Origin of the sequence: Dysgonomonas sp. ZJ279, assembly GCF_011039205.1 — a bacterium.
Lineage (GTDB): Bacteria > Bacteroidota > Bacteroidia > Bacteroidales > Dysgonomonadaceae > Dysgonomonas.
In genome coordinates this window covers 16,018-34,241 of record NZ_JAAKEL010000006.1, presented here as the reverse complement: position 1 = coordinate 34,241, position 18,224 = coordinate 16,018, and the positions used below count along the sequence as shown (strand labels likewise).

At 37.3% G+C, this 18,224-nt stretch carries 18 protein-coding genes and 1 tRNA gene; 11 read left to right on the top strand and 8 right to left on the bottom strand.

Going from position 1 to position 18,224, the window contains the following annotated elements:
- Positions 1-89 precede the first annotated feature (89 nt).
- A complete protein-coding gene (gene galE, locus G7Y57_RS09250; RefSeq protein ID WP_165022776.1) occupies positions 90-1,124 on the bottom strand; it encodes a UDP-glucose 4-epimerase GalE in 1,035 nt (344 codons plus the stop codon).
- A gap of 101 nt (positions 1,125-1,225) precedes the next feature.
- On the opposite strand from galE, the gene G7Y57_RS09245 reads away from it, so the two are divergent.
- From G7Y57_RS09245 to G7Y57_RS09235, 3 genes are read left to right on the top strand one after another with little or no spacing between them, the layout of a single operon-like run.
- The gene (locus tag G7Y57_RS09245; protein WP_165022773.1) at positions 1,226-1,486 is read left to right on the top strand and encodes a hypothetical protein; all 261 of its coding nucleotides are present in this window, start codon (positions 1,226-1,228) and stop codon (positions 1,484-1,486) included.
- A 29-nt stretch (positions 1,487-1,515) separates the two neighbouring features.
- Positions 1,516-3,222, top strand: a complete 1,707-nt coding sequence (locus G7Y57_RS09240) for a glutamine--tRNA ligase/YqeY domain fusion protein (protein ID WP_165022770.1) — start codon at positions 1,516-1,518, stop codon at positions 3,220-3,222.
- Complete coding sequence (locus G7Y57_RS09235) at positions 3,223-4,635, top strand: tetratricopeptide repeat protein (protein ID WP_165022767.1); 1,413 nt, start codon at positions 3,223-3,225, stop codon at positions 4,633-4,635.
- Here G7Y57_RS09235 and G7Y57_RS09230 read toward each other — a convergent pair.
- Entirely contained in the window at positions 4,632-6,413 is a 1,782-nt protein-coding gene (locus tag G7Y57_RS09230; protein WP_165022763.1) for a DNA polymerase III subunit gamma/tau, read from the bottom strand. The two genes, G7Y57_RS09235 and G7Y57_RS09230, sit on opposite strands and share 4 nt — an antisense overlap.
- A gap of 314 nt (positions 6,414-6,727) precedes the next feature.
- On the opposite strand from G7Y57_RS09230, the gene G7Y57_RS09225 reads away from it, so the two are divergent.
- Positions 6,728-6,809, top strand: a tRNA-Leu gene (locus tag G7Y57_RS09225).
- 229 nt (positions 6,810-7,038) lie between these two features.
- Here the strand turns inward: G7Y57_RS09225 and G7Y57_RS09220 are convergent.
- From G7Y57_RS09220 to G7Y57_RS09210, 3 genes are all read right to left on the bottom strand, one after another.
- Positions 7,039-7,764 (bottom strand): phage Gp37/Gp68 family protein, encoded by a 726-nt coding sequence (locus G7Y57_RS09220; protein ID WP_165022760.1) that lies wholly within the window; start codon positions 7,762-7,764, stop codon positions 7,039-7,041.
- Positions 7,751-8,878: a three-Cys-motif partner protein TcmP gene (gene tcmP, locus G7Y57_RS09215; RefSeq protein WP_165022757.1), complete on the bottom strand. Its 1,128-nt coding sequence runs from the start codon at positions 8,876-8,878 to the stop codon at positions 7,751-7,753. The genes G7Y57_RS09220 and tcmP overlap by 14 nt, the downstream gene beginning before the upstream one ends.
- 430 nt (positions 8,879-9,308) lie before the next feature.
- A complete protein-coding gene (locus G7Y57_RS09210; protein ID WP_165022754.1) occupies positions 9,309-9,587 on the bottom strand; it encodes a hypothetical protein in 279 nt (92 codons plus the stop codon).
- Positions 9,588-10,174: 587 nt separating this feature from the next.
- On the opposite strand from G7Y57_RS09210, the gene G7Y57_RS09205 reads away from it, so the two are divergent.
- The 7 genes from G7Y57_RS09205 (at position 10,175) to G7Y57_RS09175 (ending at position 15,392) form a co-directional block, all read left to right on the top strand.
- Positions 10,175-10,612 carry a helix-turn-helix domain-containing protein gene (locus G7Y57_RS09205; RefSeq protein WP_165022751.1) on the top strand — a complete coding sequence of 146 codons (438 nt, stop codon included), beginning with the start codon at positions 10,175-10,177 and terminating at the stop codon, positions 10,610-10,612.
- Positions 10,613-10,840: 228 nt separating this feature from the next.
- Complete coding sequence (locus G7Y57_RS09200) at positions 10,841-12,034, top strand: FISUMP domain-containing protein (protein WP_165022748.1); 1,194 nt, start codon at positions 10,841-10,843, stop codon at positions 12,032-12,034.
- 118 nt (positions 12,035-12,152) lie between these two features.
- Positions 12,153-12,887, top strand: a complete 735-nt coding sequence (locus tag G7Y57_RS09195; protein ID WP_165022745.1) for a class I SAM-dependent methyltransferase — start codon at positions 12,153-12,155, stop codon at positions 12,885-12,887.
- A gap of 4 nt (positions 12,888-12,891) precedes the next feature.
- Entirely contained in the window at positions 12,892-13,470 is a 579-nt protein-coding gene (locus G7Y57_RS09190) for a Crp/Fnr family transcriptional regulator (RefSeq protein WP_165022742.1), read from the top strand.
- A gap of 81 nt (positions 13,471-13,551) precedes the next feature.
- Entirely contained in the window at positions 13,552-13,941 is a 390-nt protein-coding gene (locus tag G7Y57_RS09185; protein ID WP_255491391.1) for a pyridoxamine 5'-phosphate oxidase family protein, read from the top strand.
- Between the two features lie 124 nt (positions 13,942-14,065).
- Positions 14,066-14,659, top strand: coding sequence for an outer membrane beta-barrel protein (locus tag G7Y57_RS09180; RefSeq protein WP_255491390.1), 594 nt, complete (start codon positions 14,066-14,068; stop codon positions 14,657-14,659).
- Positions 14,660-15,047: 388 nt separating this feature from the next.
- Entirely contained in the window at positions 15,048-15,392 is a 345-nt protein-coding gene (locus G7Y57_RS09175; protein WP_165022736.1) for an MGMT family protein, read from the top strand.
- Positions 15,393-15,405: 13 nt separating this feature from the next.
- Here G7Y57_RS09175 and G7Y57_RS09170 read toward each other — a convergent pair whose 3' ends face one another.
- The 3 genes from G7Y57_RS09170 to tsaE all read right to left on the bottom strand — a co-directional run bounded on the left by G7Y57_RS09170 (position 15,406) and on the right by tsaE (position 18,218).
- On the bottom strand, positions 15,406-16,773 hold the full coding sequence (locus G7Y57_RS09170) for a hypothetical protein (RefSeq protein WP_165022733.1): 1,368 nt from the start codon (positions 16,771-16,773) through the stop codon (positions 15,406-15,408).
- A complete protein-coding gene (locus G7Y57_RS09165) occupies positions 16,745-17,683 on the bottom strand; it encodes a glycosyltransferase family 2 protein (RefSeq protein ID WP_165022730.1) in 939 nt (312 codons plus the stop codon). The genes G7Y57_RS09170 and G7Y57_RS09165 overlap by 29 nt, the downstream gene beginning before the upstream one ends.
- Positions 17,684-17,798: 115 nt before the next feature.
- Entirely contained in the window at positions 17,799-18,218 is a 420-nt protein-coding gene (tsaE, locus tag G7Y57_RS09160; RefSeq protein ID WP_165022727.1) for a tRNA (adenosine(37)-N6)-threonylcarbamoyltransferase complex ATPase subunit type 1 TsaE, read from the bottom strand.
- Positions 18,219-18,224: the final 6 nt, after the last annotated feature.

Genomic DNA, 18,224 nt, shown 5'->3' with positions numbered 1-18,224 from the left:
TATTGTTGTTGTAAGGATGGCAATAAATAAGAAAAGGAGACCCATTGTTTGAATCTCCTCTTCTTTATTTTATATTTTTCTAAGAAATATTACATTATCCCTTTTTCTCTCAGTTTAAGTTGCCATTTCCAGGCAGAGGCCATAGTGTCTTCTATGTTTTCCTTAGCCGTCCATCCAAGAACATTGTTGGCACGACTAGGTTCTGCCCATATCTTTTCTATGTCTCCAACACGGCGATCTACTATTTTATAATTCAGTTTTGTCCCCGATACTTTTTCAAATACTTTTATCAATTCGAGAACTGAAACTCCTTTTCCTGTACCCAGATTGAATATTTCCACCTTTTCTTCCGATTTGTTTCCGAGCATACGATCTATAGCGATTACGTGAGCCTTTGCAAGATCGACTACGTTAATGAAATCACGGACGCACGATCCGTCAGATGTGCTGTAATTATCTCCAAAAACACTTAGTTGTTCGCGTATGCCTAGAGCTGTTTGGGTAATGAACGGAACAAGGTTTTGAGGCACACCGTTTGGTAATTCACCTATCTCTGCAGTAGGATGCGCTCCCACCGGATTGAAATAACGTAATATGATGCTTTTTATATCTGCTCCTGAGCGTACGGTGTCTTGTATAATCTCTTCGTTTATCTGTTTCGTATTTCCGTAGGGCGATTCTGCCGGTTTAATAGGTGCAGTTTCGTCTATCGGATTCTTATCAGGCTCTCCATAAACGGTGCATGATGATGAGAATACGATGTTTTTGACTCCAAACTCGGGCATCAGTTCAAGTAAATTGATCAGAGATACCAGATTGTTGCGATAATAAAGCAATGGTTTTTGCACCGATTCTCCTACTGCTTTGCTGGCAGCAAAGTGGATAATTCCTTTTATGTCAGTATGTTTCTTGAATAGCCTTCTTAGCCCTTCAAGATCATTGCAGTCTAATATTTCAAATTCAGGTCTTATTCCTGTAATCCGTTGTACGCCATCAATCGAATCGGCTGTAGAATTGGATAAGTTATCAATAACTACTACCGAGTAGCCTGCGTTTTGCAATTCTACTACCGTATGTGAGCCGATATATCCGGCTCCACCCGTAACTAGTATTTTTCCTTTCATTTAAGCATTAGTTTTTTATAAACAACAAATATATGAAAATCGTATGTAATGGGAGTTGATATACGGCTAATTTATTACCTTTGCAGTATAAATATTACATTATGAGGAAAGTTCTGTTCTTATTTGTCACTCTGTTTCTATTGATTACGTTAGGCGCTTGTTCGTCTGTGGATGGCGACGCTAAGGAAGCTGCCGAATTGAATCTGAAATCACTGGAATATATCAGAGATAATGAATTGGATAAGGCAGCCGCAGCTTTCGAAGAATCGCAGGCAATAATTGCCCGCTATAAAGGAGCCGATCATTTTGATGAATTCTATAAAGCATATTCGAACTATATGTCGAATGCCTCTGATAAATAAAATAAAAAACAATCTTATATATTCTCACTATGTCTGAAGATGTAAATAATACTGACACGAACACTGAAGAAACGAAAAAGAGCCTCAATTTCATAGAGGTGATAGTCGAAAAGGATCTGGCTGAAGGTAAGAATGGCGGTCGTATACAGACCCGTTTCCCACCTGAACCTAATGGTTATCTTCATATAGGTCATGCTAAAGCGATCTGTATGGACTTTGGTATCGCCCAGAAATATGGTGGTATATGTAATCTGCGTTTCGATGATACTAATCCGGTGAAAGAAGATGTAGAATATGTAGATTCTATTATGGAGGATATACAATGGTTAGGCTACGATTGGGCTAATGTGTATTATGCATCCGACTATTTTCCTCAGTTATGGGAGTTTGCTGTTCAATTGATAAAAGAAGGTAAAGCTTATATTGATGAGCAATCGGCAGAAGTGATAGCTAAACAAAAAGGTACACCGACGCAAGCCGGAGAAAATAGCCCGTATCGCGATCGTCCGATAGAGGAGAATCTCGATTTGTTCGAAAAGATGAATGAGGGTTTGTTGGAAGAAGGTAGTATGGTGCTTCGTGCCAAGATAGATATGGCATCATCGAATATGCATTTCCGCGACCCTATTATATATCGTATTATTAAATATCCTCATCACCGTACGGGGAACACTTGGCATGCATATCCGATGTATGACTTCGCTCATGGTGAATGTGATTATTTCGAAGGTGTGACACACTCTATATGTACATTAGAATTTGTAGTGCATCGCCCGCTTTATGATTGGTTTATCGATCAATTGGCTACGAGCGACTATCGTCCGCGTCAGTTTGAATTTAACCGCTTGAATCTTACTTATACCGTTATGAGTAAACGTAAGTTGCTCCAATTGGTACAAGAGGGATTGGTTGCAGGCTGGGACGATCCGCGTATGCCTACAATAAGTGGTTTCCGTCGTCGCGGATACACTCCTGAGTCTATTCATAGTTTTATAGATAAAATAGGTTACACTAAAACAGATGCTATTAATGATATCGGATTGTTAGAGTATTCCGTTCGTGAAGATTTATACAAAAAAGCCTACCGTGTATCAGCTGTTCTTGATCCTGTGAAATTGGTTATAACCAATTATCCGGAAGGGAAAACAGAGAAACTGGTGGCACATAATAATCCGGAAGATGAAAATGCAGGGGATCATGAAGTTCTTTTCTCGCGTGAGTTATATATCGAGAGAGATGACTTTATGGAAGATGCTCCTAAGAAATATTTCCGTTTGACTCCGGGTAACGAAGTTCGATTAAAACATGGCTTTATCATAAAATGTACCGGTTGTAAACGTGACGAAAATGGCGAAGTTGTTGAAGTATATGCAGAATATGATCCATTGACTAAGAGCGGAATGCCTGAAAGTGCCCGCAAGGTAAAAGGAACTATTCATTGGGTATCGACAGAAGATTGCTTTGATGCAGAGGTGCGTATTTATGATCGCTTGTTTATGGTTGAAAATCCAAGTGAGGATGAACGTGACTTCCGTGATCTTATTAATCCCGATTCAATGAAAGTGCTTAAAGGCTGCAAGATTGAGTCATATCTGAAAGATGCGCAGGCATTAGATAAATTCCAGTTTCAACGTTTAGGTTATTTCTGTGTCGATCCCGATTCAACAGCGGAAAATATGATATTCAATCGTACAGTTCCGTTAAAAGACTCTTGGTCGAAAGCTAAAGATAAATAAATGACATTTAAAGATATATCTGAGCTTGTACGTAAGTATGAGGAAGCTCTCGAATTGGGTAAAAGTATCTATCTGGATGCTGACGACTTCGATGAGTTGGCTGATTATTTCGATACAAATGCCGATACTGATGCTGCCCGTGATGTTATAGACGCAGGCTTGGCTATTCATCCCGAGAATACTTCTTTGTTGCTAAAGAAGGCTAAGTTTGCTGCTTACGACGGTGAGTACACAGAAGCTCTTCGTTTGCTTAATAGTATAACTTCATACGACTTCGACTCTTATCTGGTTAAGATAGAATGTTATTTGCAGCTAGGTCTTTTAGCTGAAGCGTATGCCCTTACGAAAGAGATATTAGAGGAAGAAGACACCGATTTGGACAATGCATTGGCCGAATTGGGGTTTTTATATGTTGAAGCTGATTATTTCGATGAGGCAATTCTCTATTTCAATAAAAGCTTAGAGTACAATTCTGATAATGTAGATGTATTATCAGATCTGGCCTATGCCTATGAGATGTTAGGCGATTACGATGCAGCTATAGTTGCCAGCAATAAGATACTGGATATAGATTCTTATAGCTATGAAGCGTGGGTAAACGTAGGGAAATTACATTCGTTGAAAGATGAATTTGAAAAGGCTATAGACGCTTTCGATTTTGCTTTGGCTATCAATGATTCGGATGAGAATGTATTGAAGCTTAAAGCTCATTGTCTGTCTCTTTGCGAACGGGTATCCGAGGCTATCGAGATTTTTGATGGTCTCCTCTTGTCTAATCCGGATGATACTTCTATTTATTTCCTTTTGGCAGAATGTTACCAATCATTAGAGTTGTATGAAGAGGCTCTTGCCTATTTGGATCAGTATGAAGAGCTGGTCGGCAGAAGCACGGAAGTTGTGTCGAAAAGAGTACAAATCCTCCTTTTGCAAGGGGAATTGGATGCAGCATTTCGTCTTATAGATGATCAGATGAGTAATGATAAGGATTCTGTTGATCTAAGCATTATTGCCGGTGAGATAAAATTGAGACAGGAATTGTACGATGAGGCGGAAGCTTATTTACTAAAGGTATATCCTGATAATCAGGAAGATTTTCACTTGCTCGATATGCTGGCGATTGTCAATGTAAAGAAAGAGGATTATCTGAAAGCTATCGAATATACAGAGCAATTATTAGATCTTGATCCACTCAATCTGGCTGTGAAACAACGCTTGGCCTTGCTGTATTTTGAGATAAATGATAATGAGCAGTTTAACGATTTACTCGAGCAGTTTACTGATAAAGAGCTGTTGTCTCTCTTCAGATTTATCTATAATCCACATTCTGATGAACATTTCGATAGGGATCAGCTGATTTTTTACTTGAATGATGCACGTGAACGCAGAACGCTGTTCAAGAATTTGAAATACTAAGAGAGTTCTAATCCAAACTCATCTTTTAAACGGCGGAGACTCTCATTCTCTTCCATCATTAAGTTGAATTTCTCGGCAGGAGTAAACGCCAGTTTTTTCTCATTGTCTTCGCTTATACGTACTTGCATCTGTATTTGAGTATTGCGAAGTTGCTGCTTCAACTTGTTGAGAATATCCATTTTGTACTCAAGAAGTCTTTGTTCCTGCATCGGATTGTTGACAATAATCTCAAATATATTATTATCCTGAAGATTAGGGAGGCAATTCAACATCGTATTCTTTAGATGATGCTCTTCAATCAATACTTCTGCATAAGCTTTCCACTCTTTTATCAATTGGATAGGAGTAAAGCGTTCGGTCAATACTTCCGATTGTGTCTCTACTCTAATCTCTTCTTCCTTTTTCTCCTGATTGAACGCAGAAATAGATATGCCAAGACCACCTACGCCGGGCGATCTGGATGCTTTATTTACGGCTGGCTTATCATTGGGTAGGTTTGCTACTCTCGAAGTCACAGCTGGCTGAGTATTCGGTTGCGGTTGCGGCTGTGCCGCTGCTACGACAGGACGTGTCGCTTGTGCTGCTGCCTGTGCCTGAGGAGCGGGCTGTTGAGTATTTCCCTGATTTGAAGAAAATATAGGTTCAATTACCTGCTTTTTTTTTTCGCCTTCCATTCCTGCTTGAGGTGAAGACGATTGACATAAGCGGATAATGGTAAGATCGGAGAGTAGGCGTTTGTTTCGGCTTAACCTGTAATTCAAATCGCTTTCGTTGACTATCTCTATGGCTCGGTAAAGAAATTCGTTACTACACCTCTTGGCTGTTTCTATGTATCGCTCCCGAATGGATGCCCCGACCTCGAACAGTTCTGCAGTCTTAGCATCTTTGCATAGTAGTAAATCGCGGAAGTGAGAAGCAATTCCTGTAATTACATTATTTCCGTCAAATCCTTTACTCAATATATCGTTAAGGATAAGCAGTCCGTCCACTACGTTTCCGGTGAGGATACAATCTGTTAGTTTGAAGTAATATTCGTAATCCAGTACATTCAGATTGTCTATTACGGCTCTGTAAGTAACATTACCTCCTGTAAAACTAACTACCTGATCGAATATCGACAATGCGTCGCGCATACCGCCATCCGACTTTTGGGCAAGTACATTCAGTGCTTCCGGCTCGGCAGTTACGCCTTCTTGCGAAGCAACATATTGTAAATGCTCGACAGTGTCTTTTATTGTTATGCGGCTAAAATCGTATATCTGGCAACGTGAAAGTATAGTTGGTAATATCTTATGCTTTTCGGTTGTTGCCAATATGAAGATAGCATGATGCGGTGGTTCTTCCAATGTTTTGAGGAAGGCATTGAATGCTGCTTGCGACAACATGTGAACCTCATCTATGATATATACTTTGTATTTGCCTATTTGTGGGGGGATGCGTACTTGCTCTATGAGCGAACGAATATCATCCACCGAATTGTTAGATGCTGCATCTAATTCGTGTATATTGAATGAACGTTGCTGATTGAAAGCAACGCACGACTCGCATTGATTACATGCTTCGCCGTCGGCTGCGGGAGAAAGGCAATTGATTGTCTTGGCGAAAATACGGGCACATGTAGTTTTGCCAACACCTCTGGGGCCGCAAAACAAATAAGCATGAGCCAGTTTACCTGTTGCTATTGCATTTTTGAGAGTTGTTGTCAGCGCACGTTGTCCTACAACCGAGCCGAAGGTCATGGGGCGATATTTGCGGGCTGAAACTATATAATTGTCCATATTTATTTTTCTCCTTTAGTATTACAAATGTATAAAAAAAAGTCGAGAGTAAAATGTGAAAAATGGACTGTATCTGTCCAATGAGATTTAATCATTCTTTTAGTTATGCAAGTGTGTAAATATTTTTTGGTTGTTGTACTGGAATAGCAAATCTTTTATCGGATTAAAGATAAAAATGAAATATTGACTTTGGATAAATTTGTCGATTCCCCGTATGTTTAAGTAGCATATAAGTATTTATTTGATTTTTTTTCGTTCAAAATCGTTGTAGATATAAAAATAATTATATCTTTGTACTCGCTAACAAAATAGCTGCGCATGTGGCGTAATTGGTAGCCGCGCCAGACTTAGGATCTGGTGTCGAGAGACGTGGGGGTTCGAGTCCCTTCATGCGCACAAAGCCTGATAGAGAAATCTGTCAGGCTTTTGCGTTGTATATATTTCACTATCTTGACGGTAGAGAAAACATATTGCATCATATATCAGATTTTGAAAGTTGGATGTAAGTAGTGGTAGAAAATATTTTTATAGAAAAGAAAGAAACGCAACAGTGTGCGTTTCAATTACAAGTTTTTATTTATTAGTGATTGTGTGCGAGTATCACACGCTTATGAAATAATTAAAGTTAAATAGGCATTTCTTGATGTATTTTACCATTTATAAGTTTTCCATTAGCTTTTTTGTTCCTTTTAATACCATCACTACCCCAAGTGCCCCATTGTTTAAAAAAGAATGATGAACCCTGTTCTTCAACTTGTTTTTTTATGGATAGTACCCATTCTTCTTTCATCAATCTTGCTTTCATTCCACTTTCTCCACCAACAATAACCCAATCTATATTTTCTAAATTCAATATCCCCAAATTTTCAAGTAATGGTTCACATGATAAGAAATGAATTGTTGCAGGTATTTTTCTTAAATAGTCAATTCTTAGCTTAGAACTCTGAACATCTACAGTTACCCCTATCCATGCATTTTCTGGAACTGCTCTCGTCTGAAAGTATTCGAACATATTCTCTGCACGCTTAGTCAGTATTTGGTATCTATGATGTGGTGTTGACTCTATAACATCCATTATTTTATCAATAAATTCATTGGGAACGTCTTGGTGAAACAAGTCACTCATAGAACATACAAATATTGTAGCGGGTCTTTTCCACCTCAAAGGTTCATTCAAACAAGAATCATGTAAAGTAAGTTTAAATCCATGTTTATATTTATCTACCCCCATTGCAGTTAGTCTTTTTGACATTATTTCTGCATAACAATTTAAACAACCTGATGAAACTTTAGAGCATCCTGTTATAGGGTTCCACGTTTTATCCGTCCATTCAATTTTAGTTGTTTTCATTTTCTGAAATTTTGATGTTATAAACATCTACATTATGTATACTTGTAGATGTTCTGTTTTTCTTACCGATAATTTCAATTTTCTTCTTTTTTAGAAGTTCATTGATAACATCAGGAAATATCTTAGGTTCACATCCGCATTCTAATGTATATAACAAACCATCTTTATTGTTTGTTATTTCCCCGTTCAAAATTAATTCTTTTATTTTATCTTTTGTATTATCTATTTTCAATATTGGCTCTGTACTCTGAAATAATTGACCATAGTCTTTTTCCCAATTGGATTCGCCTGCATATGAGTCATACTTCCAGCATGTTGAAACAAATTTCTCCATTCCAAAAGAATGGTTTGACCCGAAAATAATACCATTATAATTCCTATTCTTCTTTATTGTAAATGAATGTAGATGATATTTTTTACCATTGGGAATAAGTTTTTTAAAATATAATGCTACTTCTTGGTGACTTTTTTTTGGGTCTCCTTCATCTACAAATATATCTGCATTTTGAAATCTTAGTGTTACTGAGTCTGTATTTTTAAACTGTTTCATTCGTGAAGAACTTATAAAAAATAAAAAATCAGTAACAGGAGAATTCATTAATTTAGTGAAAACTAAATCATCAACCTGTTTAAATCCGTATTGATCAATTAATATGAATTTAGCATATTTCTTATTATTCAATATTTGTTGAAATTTTTTATTGTCAAACAAAGTACTAAAATCATCATTTTTTATGTGGCAAGACTTTTGGCATAAACAGTTCTCTACAGAACATTCTGTTTGACATTTTTTGAAAAAATCTTGGACATTTGTATGTAATAATTCACATTTATCTTCTAAGTATTCATTAAAACCGAAAATTATCTTTTTACCTGTTTTTTCTAATACTTCACAGTATTCTTTGACTTCATTTAAAAGCATTAAAGGAGACCCAAACTGTCCTATCGAATCTTTTCCACTACCTGCAAACATATCATATATATAAATACGTTCTATATCTTTTCTGTAAATAAAGACAGGAAGCCATGCTTTAAAAAAATCCTTAAACAGGGATAATTTTAGCTGTGTGCTTTCATCAAATGCATGTTTATTTATATCTTTCTTTTTTGCCATTTAAATGTAATGTTTGGATTGAATATTAGATATATAGTACAAATATATTCTATTTTTTTAACATTGTTAGTTTAAGGTTTAGAAATCCACTCCTTCAACTCATAAATCAGCTCCAAGATCTTCTATGAGATAAGCTAATAGCTTACAGCTATCAGCTAATGATCTCAAGATGTAACAGATTCCTCACTACGTTTCGGAATGACAGAGCGAAAATAACAGAGAACAAATGACGGAGAGAACGATCGATAACACAACCTATAACTCATAATTATTATGATGCTTATATCGAACTCACATTAATTTAGAAAGGGAATGACTTTTGTCATTCCCTTTCACGCTCCCATTAGATGTTTAATTATAAGCAGTACTTGGAGCATTTTCTAGGTTTGGGTTCGGTGAATAATGAGGGTGTTTTTAAGAGTATCAGATATTAATTATTCGTGTTTACTATATTGTCGGTCTCAAAATAAGCATCGATACATGTATCATCGTGGATGCGGCATATAAGAGTAGCCTCCGATAAATGTATTTTGATTAACAGATCGGGTTTCTTGTCTTCGGGTTTTGCGATATTATATTTCAGGTAAAGTTCTATGACCTCATCAAAAGTCAGTCCGATACATTCTTCGGGTGTAAGAGGGAGAGACGCATGGCGGAAGTCGTCCGGCATATTGTTCTTAGTATTCTGTTTTTCGTTCTTTTCAGACATAGCATATAGTTTAACAAACTTGCCTGTCCTCTAGCAAGACATTTAACAATAAAGAAGCGGGAGGACATTAACCTATTCGCAGAACAGGGAGTCGAAGCCCCAAGCACTAACAGGAAACGCCTCCCGCCCTATATTGATAAGACGGGATTGGCGTTCTACTGTTTCCAAGTGCTTTTACTAATTTTCGACTTTTGTTCTACACTGAACCAGTTAAACGCTTAATATCTAAACTATATTATGTCTTGTCATTTCTGACAGGACAAAGATATAGATATTCTTTTATATTTGCTTTAAAATACATTTTCTAAAATATTATCAGAGAGTTCATCTTGACTTTTGCTCTGTGGTTAAAAGAAAAGTCGAGACGCATTCAGATTATAACATCACAAAAATAGAGCCTTACCCTGTAATAATATATTTTGGCGGACGATATTATATTTACTGAATATCAGCAGCTTTTTTATTTTTCGGAATATAAAAATAAAGAATACGGCAAATTCTTATTTGAGTTGCGGTAAAATATCTTAATTTAGCACTAAACTTCGAAGAGATACATTTGTTTAATCAACTGATAACGATACATAAATATGGAAGCTGTTGCCGAAAAGAAAAAGAAAATCAATCACGGGAGAAATATACGGATTGCGAGAACCTGTCAGAATATCACTCAGGAAGATTTAGCTTTCAGGGTAAGCATGTCACAAAGTAAAGTATCTGCTTTGGAATTGGAAGAAATAATTGAAGATCCTGTCCTTGATAAATTCGCAACGGCTCTAAATATTCCTGTTGGTTTCCTAAAGAACTTTATACCAGAGGAAGCAATGAATATTTATAACCAAACAATGTCAGAACCTACTTTAACAAATACCTCTGCTGAAAATTCTAATGATATAGTAACTCAACAAATTGTAGGAGAACAAGAAAATAATTACAATTATCCTATTAATGACATTAAAGACTTATACGAAAGACTCCTCAAAGAAAAGGATAAGCAGATAGAAGAACTAAAAGCAAAACTTAAATAAATGAGACTCCCGCAAGGGAGTTTTTTGTTAAATCATCGTAATAAAACTACTCAAAAATATTAGCCGCGATTTTATTTACAATCTGTTTCAGGCGGTTCTCAAGCATACTTAATACTCTGTTAGCTTTCTGAATCAAGGTTTTGATTAATAAACTTTATTTTTTATATTTGTGTCGAATTGACAGAAATCCATTTTCTGATAATTATTTATGTATAGGCAAAAAACTTTATGAAACATTTATTTTTTTATTCTTTAATTATTCTTTTCTCTGTTCTGCCACTAAAGGCTCAAGTAACAATTGGTACAAATAATAAGCCCCATTATGGAGCTTTATTAGATTTGACCGGAGGACAATCAGACTCTGGAAGTAATGCGGTTGTATCTAAGGGATTGGGGCTTCCTCGTGTAGCCTTAGAAAAAATAGATCAGCTATTTCCGATGCTTAAGGGGGATTCTGACTATGAAAATGGAACAACAAAAGGCGATCTTGATGCGAAGCATATAGGGCTGCTGGTTTATAATACCAGCATGTGTGTAGACAACAATAGTGCAAACCCTCAGGGACTATATGTTTGGGATGGTCTGGAGTGGAAATTACTCACCGAGTTAGAATCCGAAAATGTAGTTATATATAAAGATCAGGACAACAAGGATTTTAAAGCACGGTTGTTCGGTGATGCCGGTATTTGGATGGTGGAGAATCTGGCGGTAACCAAATTCGCATCAGCTCAAGGAGGCGCTTCGCTTCCCACTACTCCCTCGAATGCCGGAAGCAGTGGTGATCCCAGATGGTGTTATCCCGGAACTAATAATTTAGACCCGACTCTTTTTAATGCACAACCCGAATTGGGACTTCTATATAATTGGTACGCTGCTACAAATGGTAAGACTCATCCCGGCACAGACGAGGGTGGTACCAGCGAAGGAGCTAGAGTTCAAGGTATCTGCCCCGACGGATGGCATCTGCCGAGCGATAAGGAATGGACAGATCTCGAAAACGAAATAATTAAGAATACCTCTAAATATTCGACCATGGCCGATATAGGAAGCCCTCTTTTGGAGTACGACAGACCCTCCGGTGCGACAACGAGTCCACATGGAAAAGCGATGAAAGCACAATGTATGATATCGGGTAGTCAGTTGCCCGAATCGTATGGGGCAAGCAAGCCTGCATACAAAGGTGGGTTCGATGCCTATTTAGGTGGCTTTTCTCCTTCCTCTCAGTTTTACGGTCAAACATCTTATTTCTGGACGAGTAGTGCTTATTATGCAGCAGTTACACCGAATACCAATAGTGCATGGAATAGAAAAATAAATGCTGTAAACGGCGCAGGTAATCCTGAAAATTATATATCCAGAACAGGTATGGGACGACAATTCCTGACAGCTATACGTTGCAAGAAAGATACAAACACACCCTGATTCTGCTTCTTATCTATTATCGATGAATACGAATGGAGAAATATGATTCTCTGAATTAAGCATAAATCTAACCCCTGAGAATCTTTCGGTTTTCAGGGGTTTTTTGTACATTTATTTTATGAAAGAGAACAAATACGATAATCCCGATTTTTTCGATCAATACAGCCGAATGACACGGTCGGTAGAAGGATTGAAAGGTGCAGGAGAATGGCACATGTTGCAGAAGATGTTGCCCGAATTTGAGGGTAAACGTGTACTCGATTTGGGCTGTGGATTTGGCTGGCACTGTGCATACGTGGTGGAGCATGGTGCAGTATCTGTGACAGGAATAGACCTCTCCGAAAAAATGCTCGAAGAAGCAAGAAAAAGAAATAACTCTCCCCGTATAGCGTATAAATGTATGGCAGTAGAAGATTTCGAATTCTTGCCCGATACATTCGATATTGTTATCAGTTCTCTTACTTTTCATTATTTAGCATCGTTCGATGATATTTGCCGGAATGTGAATAGATGCCTTTCGCAGGGCGGTACATTCGTTTTCTCGGTCGAGCATCCGGTATTTACTGCGTATGGTAGTCAGGATTGGTATTGCGACCAAGAGGGAAACCGCTTACATTGGCCTGTCGATAACTATTTTGGAGAAGGCTTGCGGAGATCGACTTTCCTTGGGGAAGAAGTGGTAAAATATCACAAGACATTGACAACGTATATAAATGGCCTTCTCAAATCAGGATTCGAAATAACAGAATTGGTAGAAGCGCAACCGCAGAAAGAGCTTGTAGAAACTATTCTTGATATGAAAGATGAATTGCGCAGACCGATGATGCTTTTAATTTCTGCTACAAAAAAATAGTAATATGCTTACGGACATTATTAATCATATTCAGAAATATGTTAAACTCGACGATCGTGGTATTGAAGCTATGTATGAATATGTCAAGCCATTATCGTTGAAGCGTGGAGAGTATCTGGTTAAAGAAGGATCGGTATGTAAGGCCTATTATTTTGTAAATAAGGGCTGTCTTCGCATGTTCTATAACAATGATAAGGGTCTGGAACAAATAGTGCAATTTGCGATAGAAGATTGGTGGCTGACAGATTACTTTAGCATCAGTACCCAAAAGGCATCGGAGTATAATATTCAGGCGGTCGAAAATTCAGAAGTGATATCTATCGATTATGCCTCATTGATTGAGCTTACGAACGAAGTACCTCTCCTTGAACGTTATTTCCGTATGATGGCAGAGAGGGGATATGCCGCTTCCCAATTCAGGCTTAAATTGATTTTCAATCTGTCTAAAGAAGATATGTATTTGCATTTTAACTCATTATTCCCCACCTTTATGCAGCGGATACCACTGTATATGATTGCCTCATATCTGGGAATTACACCCGAATATTTAAGTGAAATACGAAGGAAAAACGCGAAACTCTGATTTCTTAATCCAGCTTAATTTTTGTCTGCCTTCTTATCCATAATTTTGTGATCTGTTTTAATTATTAATAAAGAAATCATTATGGATAAATCAGTCATTTTTACCGAAAAATTTGTAGAAGTACTTGAACACGAAGGTGTCGTATCTATCGTTTCGTGGGGCACGGACGAACCGCATGTCGTAAATACGTGGAACTCGTATATTGTGATTGCAGACGAGAATCGACTATTAATTCCTGCATATGGTATGCGCAAGACAGAGAAAAATGTGATGGTTAACGATCAGGTCAAAATAACGATCGGTAGCCGTGACGTTTTAGGCTATAAAGATTATCAGGGCACAGGTTTCCTGATCGATGGAACAGCTAAATACCTCGATTCGGGTGCGGATTATGAGTTTATGAAGGAAAAGTTCTCTTTTCTTACAAGAGTTGTTGAAGTCACTGTAACATCGGCCAAACAAACATTGTAGTATTTTATTTGCAAAAAGGGTTCATAGGTTAAAAAATGTTTTGATAAATGTTAATTAAGTCATTTGTTTTATATAGATTTGTTTTAAATCAATATAAAATGATACTATGAGGAAATTGTTTTTGGTGGCTATTTTGGCCTTAGCGACGTTTGTTAATGCCAGTGCGCAAGATGTTGGTCAGATGTGGGTTGGAGGATCAGTCAGTTTGTGGTCGAGTAAGATTAAAGGGGCTGACGAAAGTCAGACATCTTATAGTATTCTTCCCGAATTCGGCTATGTAATTAGTGAAAATATCGGTATTGGTATTGTTGCCGGTTATAGGCATACGGAATCACCATCATCTTATCATTCTAATGATGGAAAGTATTTTGAAACTCGGACGACAGAAAGTTATGTGATTAATCCGTTTGTTCGTTATTCTTTTTTGAAGGGAGATATTGGTGGCTTGTTTGTTGATGGCGGTATCTCGTATGCTCATTCAAAACAAAAAGAATATGATGATACCTCGCATCAAATTGAAGTAGGATTTAGACCTGGTGTTGCTATTAATGTTTCTAGTAAGGTTTCTTTGTTAGGCAAGTTTGGGTTTCTGGGATATCAAAATGATAAAAGCAAATATGATCCTAATGGTTATCAAGATGAAACAACCACAAACGGCTTTGGTTTCAATCTGGATATGAATAACGTACTTCTTGGAATGATTCTCAAATTCAGATGATCATTCAATCTTTTCAGATATGTTATCTGAGAATTAAAGATATTATGATAGGGGATTGTTTGCTTAAAAGCAAGCGATCCCTTATTTATTATTTTGAGTTCATCCTGACTTTTAACTACATGGTCACACAAAGTATCACAGAGTATTATAAATAAGGGATTTAATATAACATAAGTTCAAAATGCAAATCATATAATTTATGAGTTGCATTATATATCGTTCTCTCTGTCATTTTTTCTCTGTCATTCCGAACTGAAAGGAGGAATCTGTTACCACTGGAGGTCATTAGCCAATAGCTATAAGCTTATCGGTTCGAGACGACTTCTACATAAATAATTGACTATTACGTTTTGAATATCCTTATATTTGCCTACTCAACTTGTGATATATGAATAAGATAGATAAAGCATCTTTTATACAAGCAGTATATGATATCGTGAAAACTATTCCGTCGGGTCGTGCCACAAGTTATGGTGCTGTAGCCAAAGCAATAGGCTATCCTAATCTGTCGCGAATGGTGGGGCGTGTTATGAGTGAATGTGATTCTGCAAAGACGGGCATTCCTGCCTTTCGGGTCGTGAATAGTCAAGGTATATTGTCGGGAAAAGATGCTTTTGGCAGCTCGGGAGAAATGCAAAAGATGCTGGAGTCTGAAGGAGTAACTATTGTCAATGATAGAATTAAAAACTGGAAAGCAATCTTTTGGGATCCTATGGACGAGATACAGATATAAAACATTCTGTATACTACGATAAAACGTCAGGCTTGTTGTGAGAACCTCTGACCCTTGCTATTATTAATGATATCCCCTGACCAATAACAATAAAGCCAAAGAGTAAAGTCGGTATATACCACACTATATAATCCATGTGAGGATGCTCTGAAGCATGCTGTTTAAAGATGATGAACCAAGACAATGGCGATAGCACCGAGAATAAAGTAGCTGATATCAATGCCAGATTTTTAATCTTATATACTTGATTTAATTTTTTGCTGATAAAGTATATTGCAACACCGAAAAGGCAGATAATAAGGAAGAATACCCCAAAGTAAAATTTAAATTCGGTCTGAGGTAGAAATCCGAGATCAAATACATTCCCCTGAAAGTACTTCTGAAGAATCTCTCCATATGTTTCGCTTTGTTCTATTATACCATAAGTAGCTCTTTTGGTATAAGATACGAGTATGTGGTTAATACCATCACTGAATGAACCTTCAAGCGATCTTATCTGCATTATCAATACAAACATCTCGGCTAAGACCGCTATCACCATTGTGATTCCGGCTTTGAATGCGAAACCGATAAAAGATCGGAAACTTTTTTGCTCCAAAATATAGTAATACACTATAGGGCACATTGCGGCTATCAGAGTAGATGTGATAAATTCAAATCCGGTGAAGAAGCACTTTGCAAAAACAGCAAGGAAAAGATAAATGAGGATTTTGTTATTGCTCATCTTATCTTTGAAGTTATGCTTCTTCTCGAAGAGAAGCAACATTGTTATAAATGGGATGTAAAAACTCCACAAGGCCCACCAGAGATTGTGAGCAAAGTTATTTATCCATGGCGAAATAAGTAAGAGAAATAAGGTGATTATACTACTTATCCCACCATAATTCCGGTATACCCATCCAATGAACAATACGAAGCAAAGCGCTGCTAATGCAGCATTCAGGCCTTTGAAGAGTCTTAGATTCCCGAGGTTGTCAAAAGGGCTTATCTTTTGTATTGCACTATAGAGAATCGCTTGCCCACCTGTCTGGCTTTTGTAAGCAACAAATTTATTAGGAAGGGGGCTGTTTGTTAGATAGAGATCGTGTTGAATCGATAAATTTCGGCTATATTCTTCACTCATAGTACTTATTCCGAGGCTGTCTGTTTTCAGGTATTCGGTATAATTTAATCCTGTGAGTCCTCCATCCGAAAATACTCCATCCTGAGCCGCTTTGGCTATTCTCCCTACTACTAGCCCTTCGGGTTGCCGCTCGAAAAATAAGAACATATTTTCGTCAGAAACTTTCCATATATTGACAGAATAGCTTGAGAATAGTATAAGGAAAGCGATACAAAGAAAAATTGCCTGCTTAATATCTTTTGGTTTTTGCAGCTTCATCAAAATTTAATAATGAGTGTTTGAAATTTTTCTTGTCGAATTTAGAGATATTATCCAATATCAAGCCGCAAGTGTATAACAGAACCGCTATTATAACGGAAGCTACCGCTGCAATGGCAGTGGGTACTTTATATACATATTGATACTCTATATAATCTATAATTGGGAAAACGCCTAGTATTAAGCCAATTAATAGTATAAATGCTGATATAAGAGTGAAAAAGCTTAGCGGTTTGTAGAGACGGTATAGATTGAAGAATAACTTCAATACCTTATAGCCGTCCTTGTATGTATTCAGTTTGGAAACGCTACCTTCAGGGCGGTCGCGATAGTCTATTTGTATTTCGTGTATTTTGAAATCGTAATTCAGGCAATATATAGTCAAATCAGTCTCCAGTTCGAACCCTGAAATTAACGAAGAATAATTCTTTACAAATCTGCGACTGAAAAGTCTGTATCCCGAAAGGATATCATTAAGGGAACTATGATAAAATTGGTTTATTAGTTTCTTTACCAGATCATTTCCAAAATTGTGGAACGGCCTCTTGTTCTCAGCAAGATATGTTTTGTTCGACAACCTGTCGCCAATCACCATGTCTGCATTTGTCTTTTCTATGCACTCGACAAGTTTTTTTGCTGCCTCGGCAGGATAAGTGTCATCGCCGTCTACTAACAGGTAATAATCGGCATCGATATCACGGAACATACTTAAAACCACAGCACCTTTGCCCTGTGTCGTTTCTGTTCTTACGATAGCTCCGGCGGAAGTCGCCTCTTCTATCGTATTATCGGACGAATTATTATCATAAACGAATATATCTGCTTCGGGTAGTACTCTTTTGAAGTCCGAAACAACTTTTCTTATTGTCAATCCCTCGTTATAACAAGGTACCAGTATAGCTATTTTCATAAAGACGTAGTTAGATACTTATTGCAAATATAATGCAAAAAAGCAGATTAGCTCTGTGTTTGTAATAGTTTGTTTAGTTGTAACAGTTAAGAATATCAGATTCTTATAAGCACAGTTAAGTTCTAATTAGTGTTACGCTGCGACTGCCATCCTCTTGTATTTTAATGCTGACATTCACCGTATCTTTTGGCAGTAGGTCTTCGATGAGTTCAGGCCACTCAATGAAACATAGGCTGCCGCTGTAGAAATAGTCTTCATAACCAAAGTCATAGGCTTCCTCTATTTTGTTGATACGGTAGAAATCAAAATGGTATATGAGTTCCCCCGTCTTCGATCGATATTCGTTTACAATAGCAAATGTCGGGCTGTTGATTGTATCTGTAACGCCAAGGTTTTCACATATTGCTTTTATAAATGTAGTTTTACCGGCTCCCATTTCTCCTCTGAAAGCGAAAACGGTATTGTCGCCCATTATCTTTATGAATTCGATGGCAGCATCGTTAATTGTATCCAGTGATTCTATCTTTATTTCCATACTAGT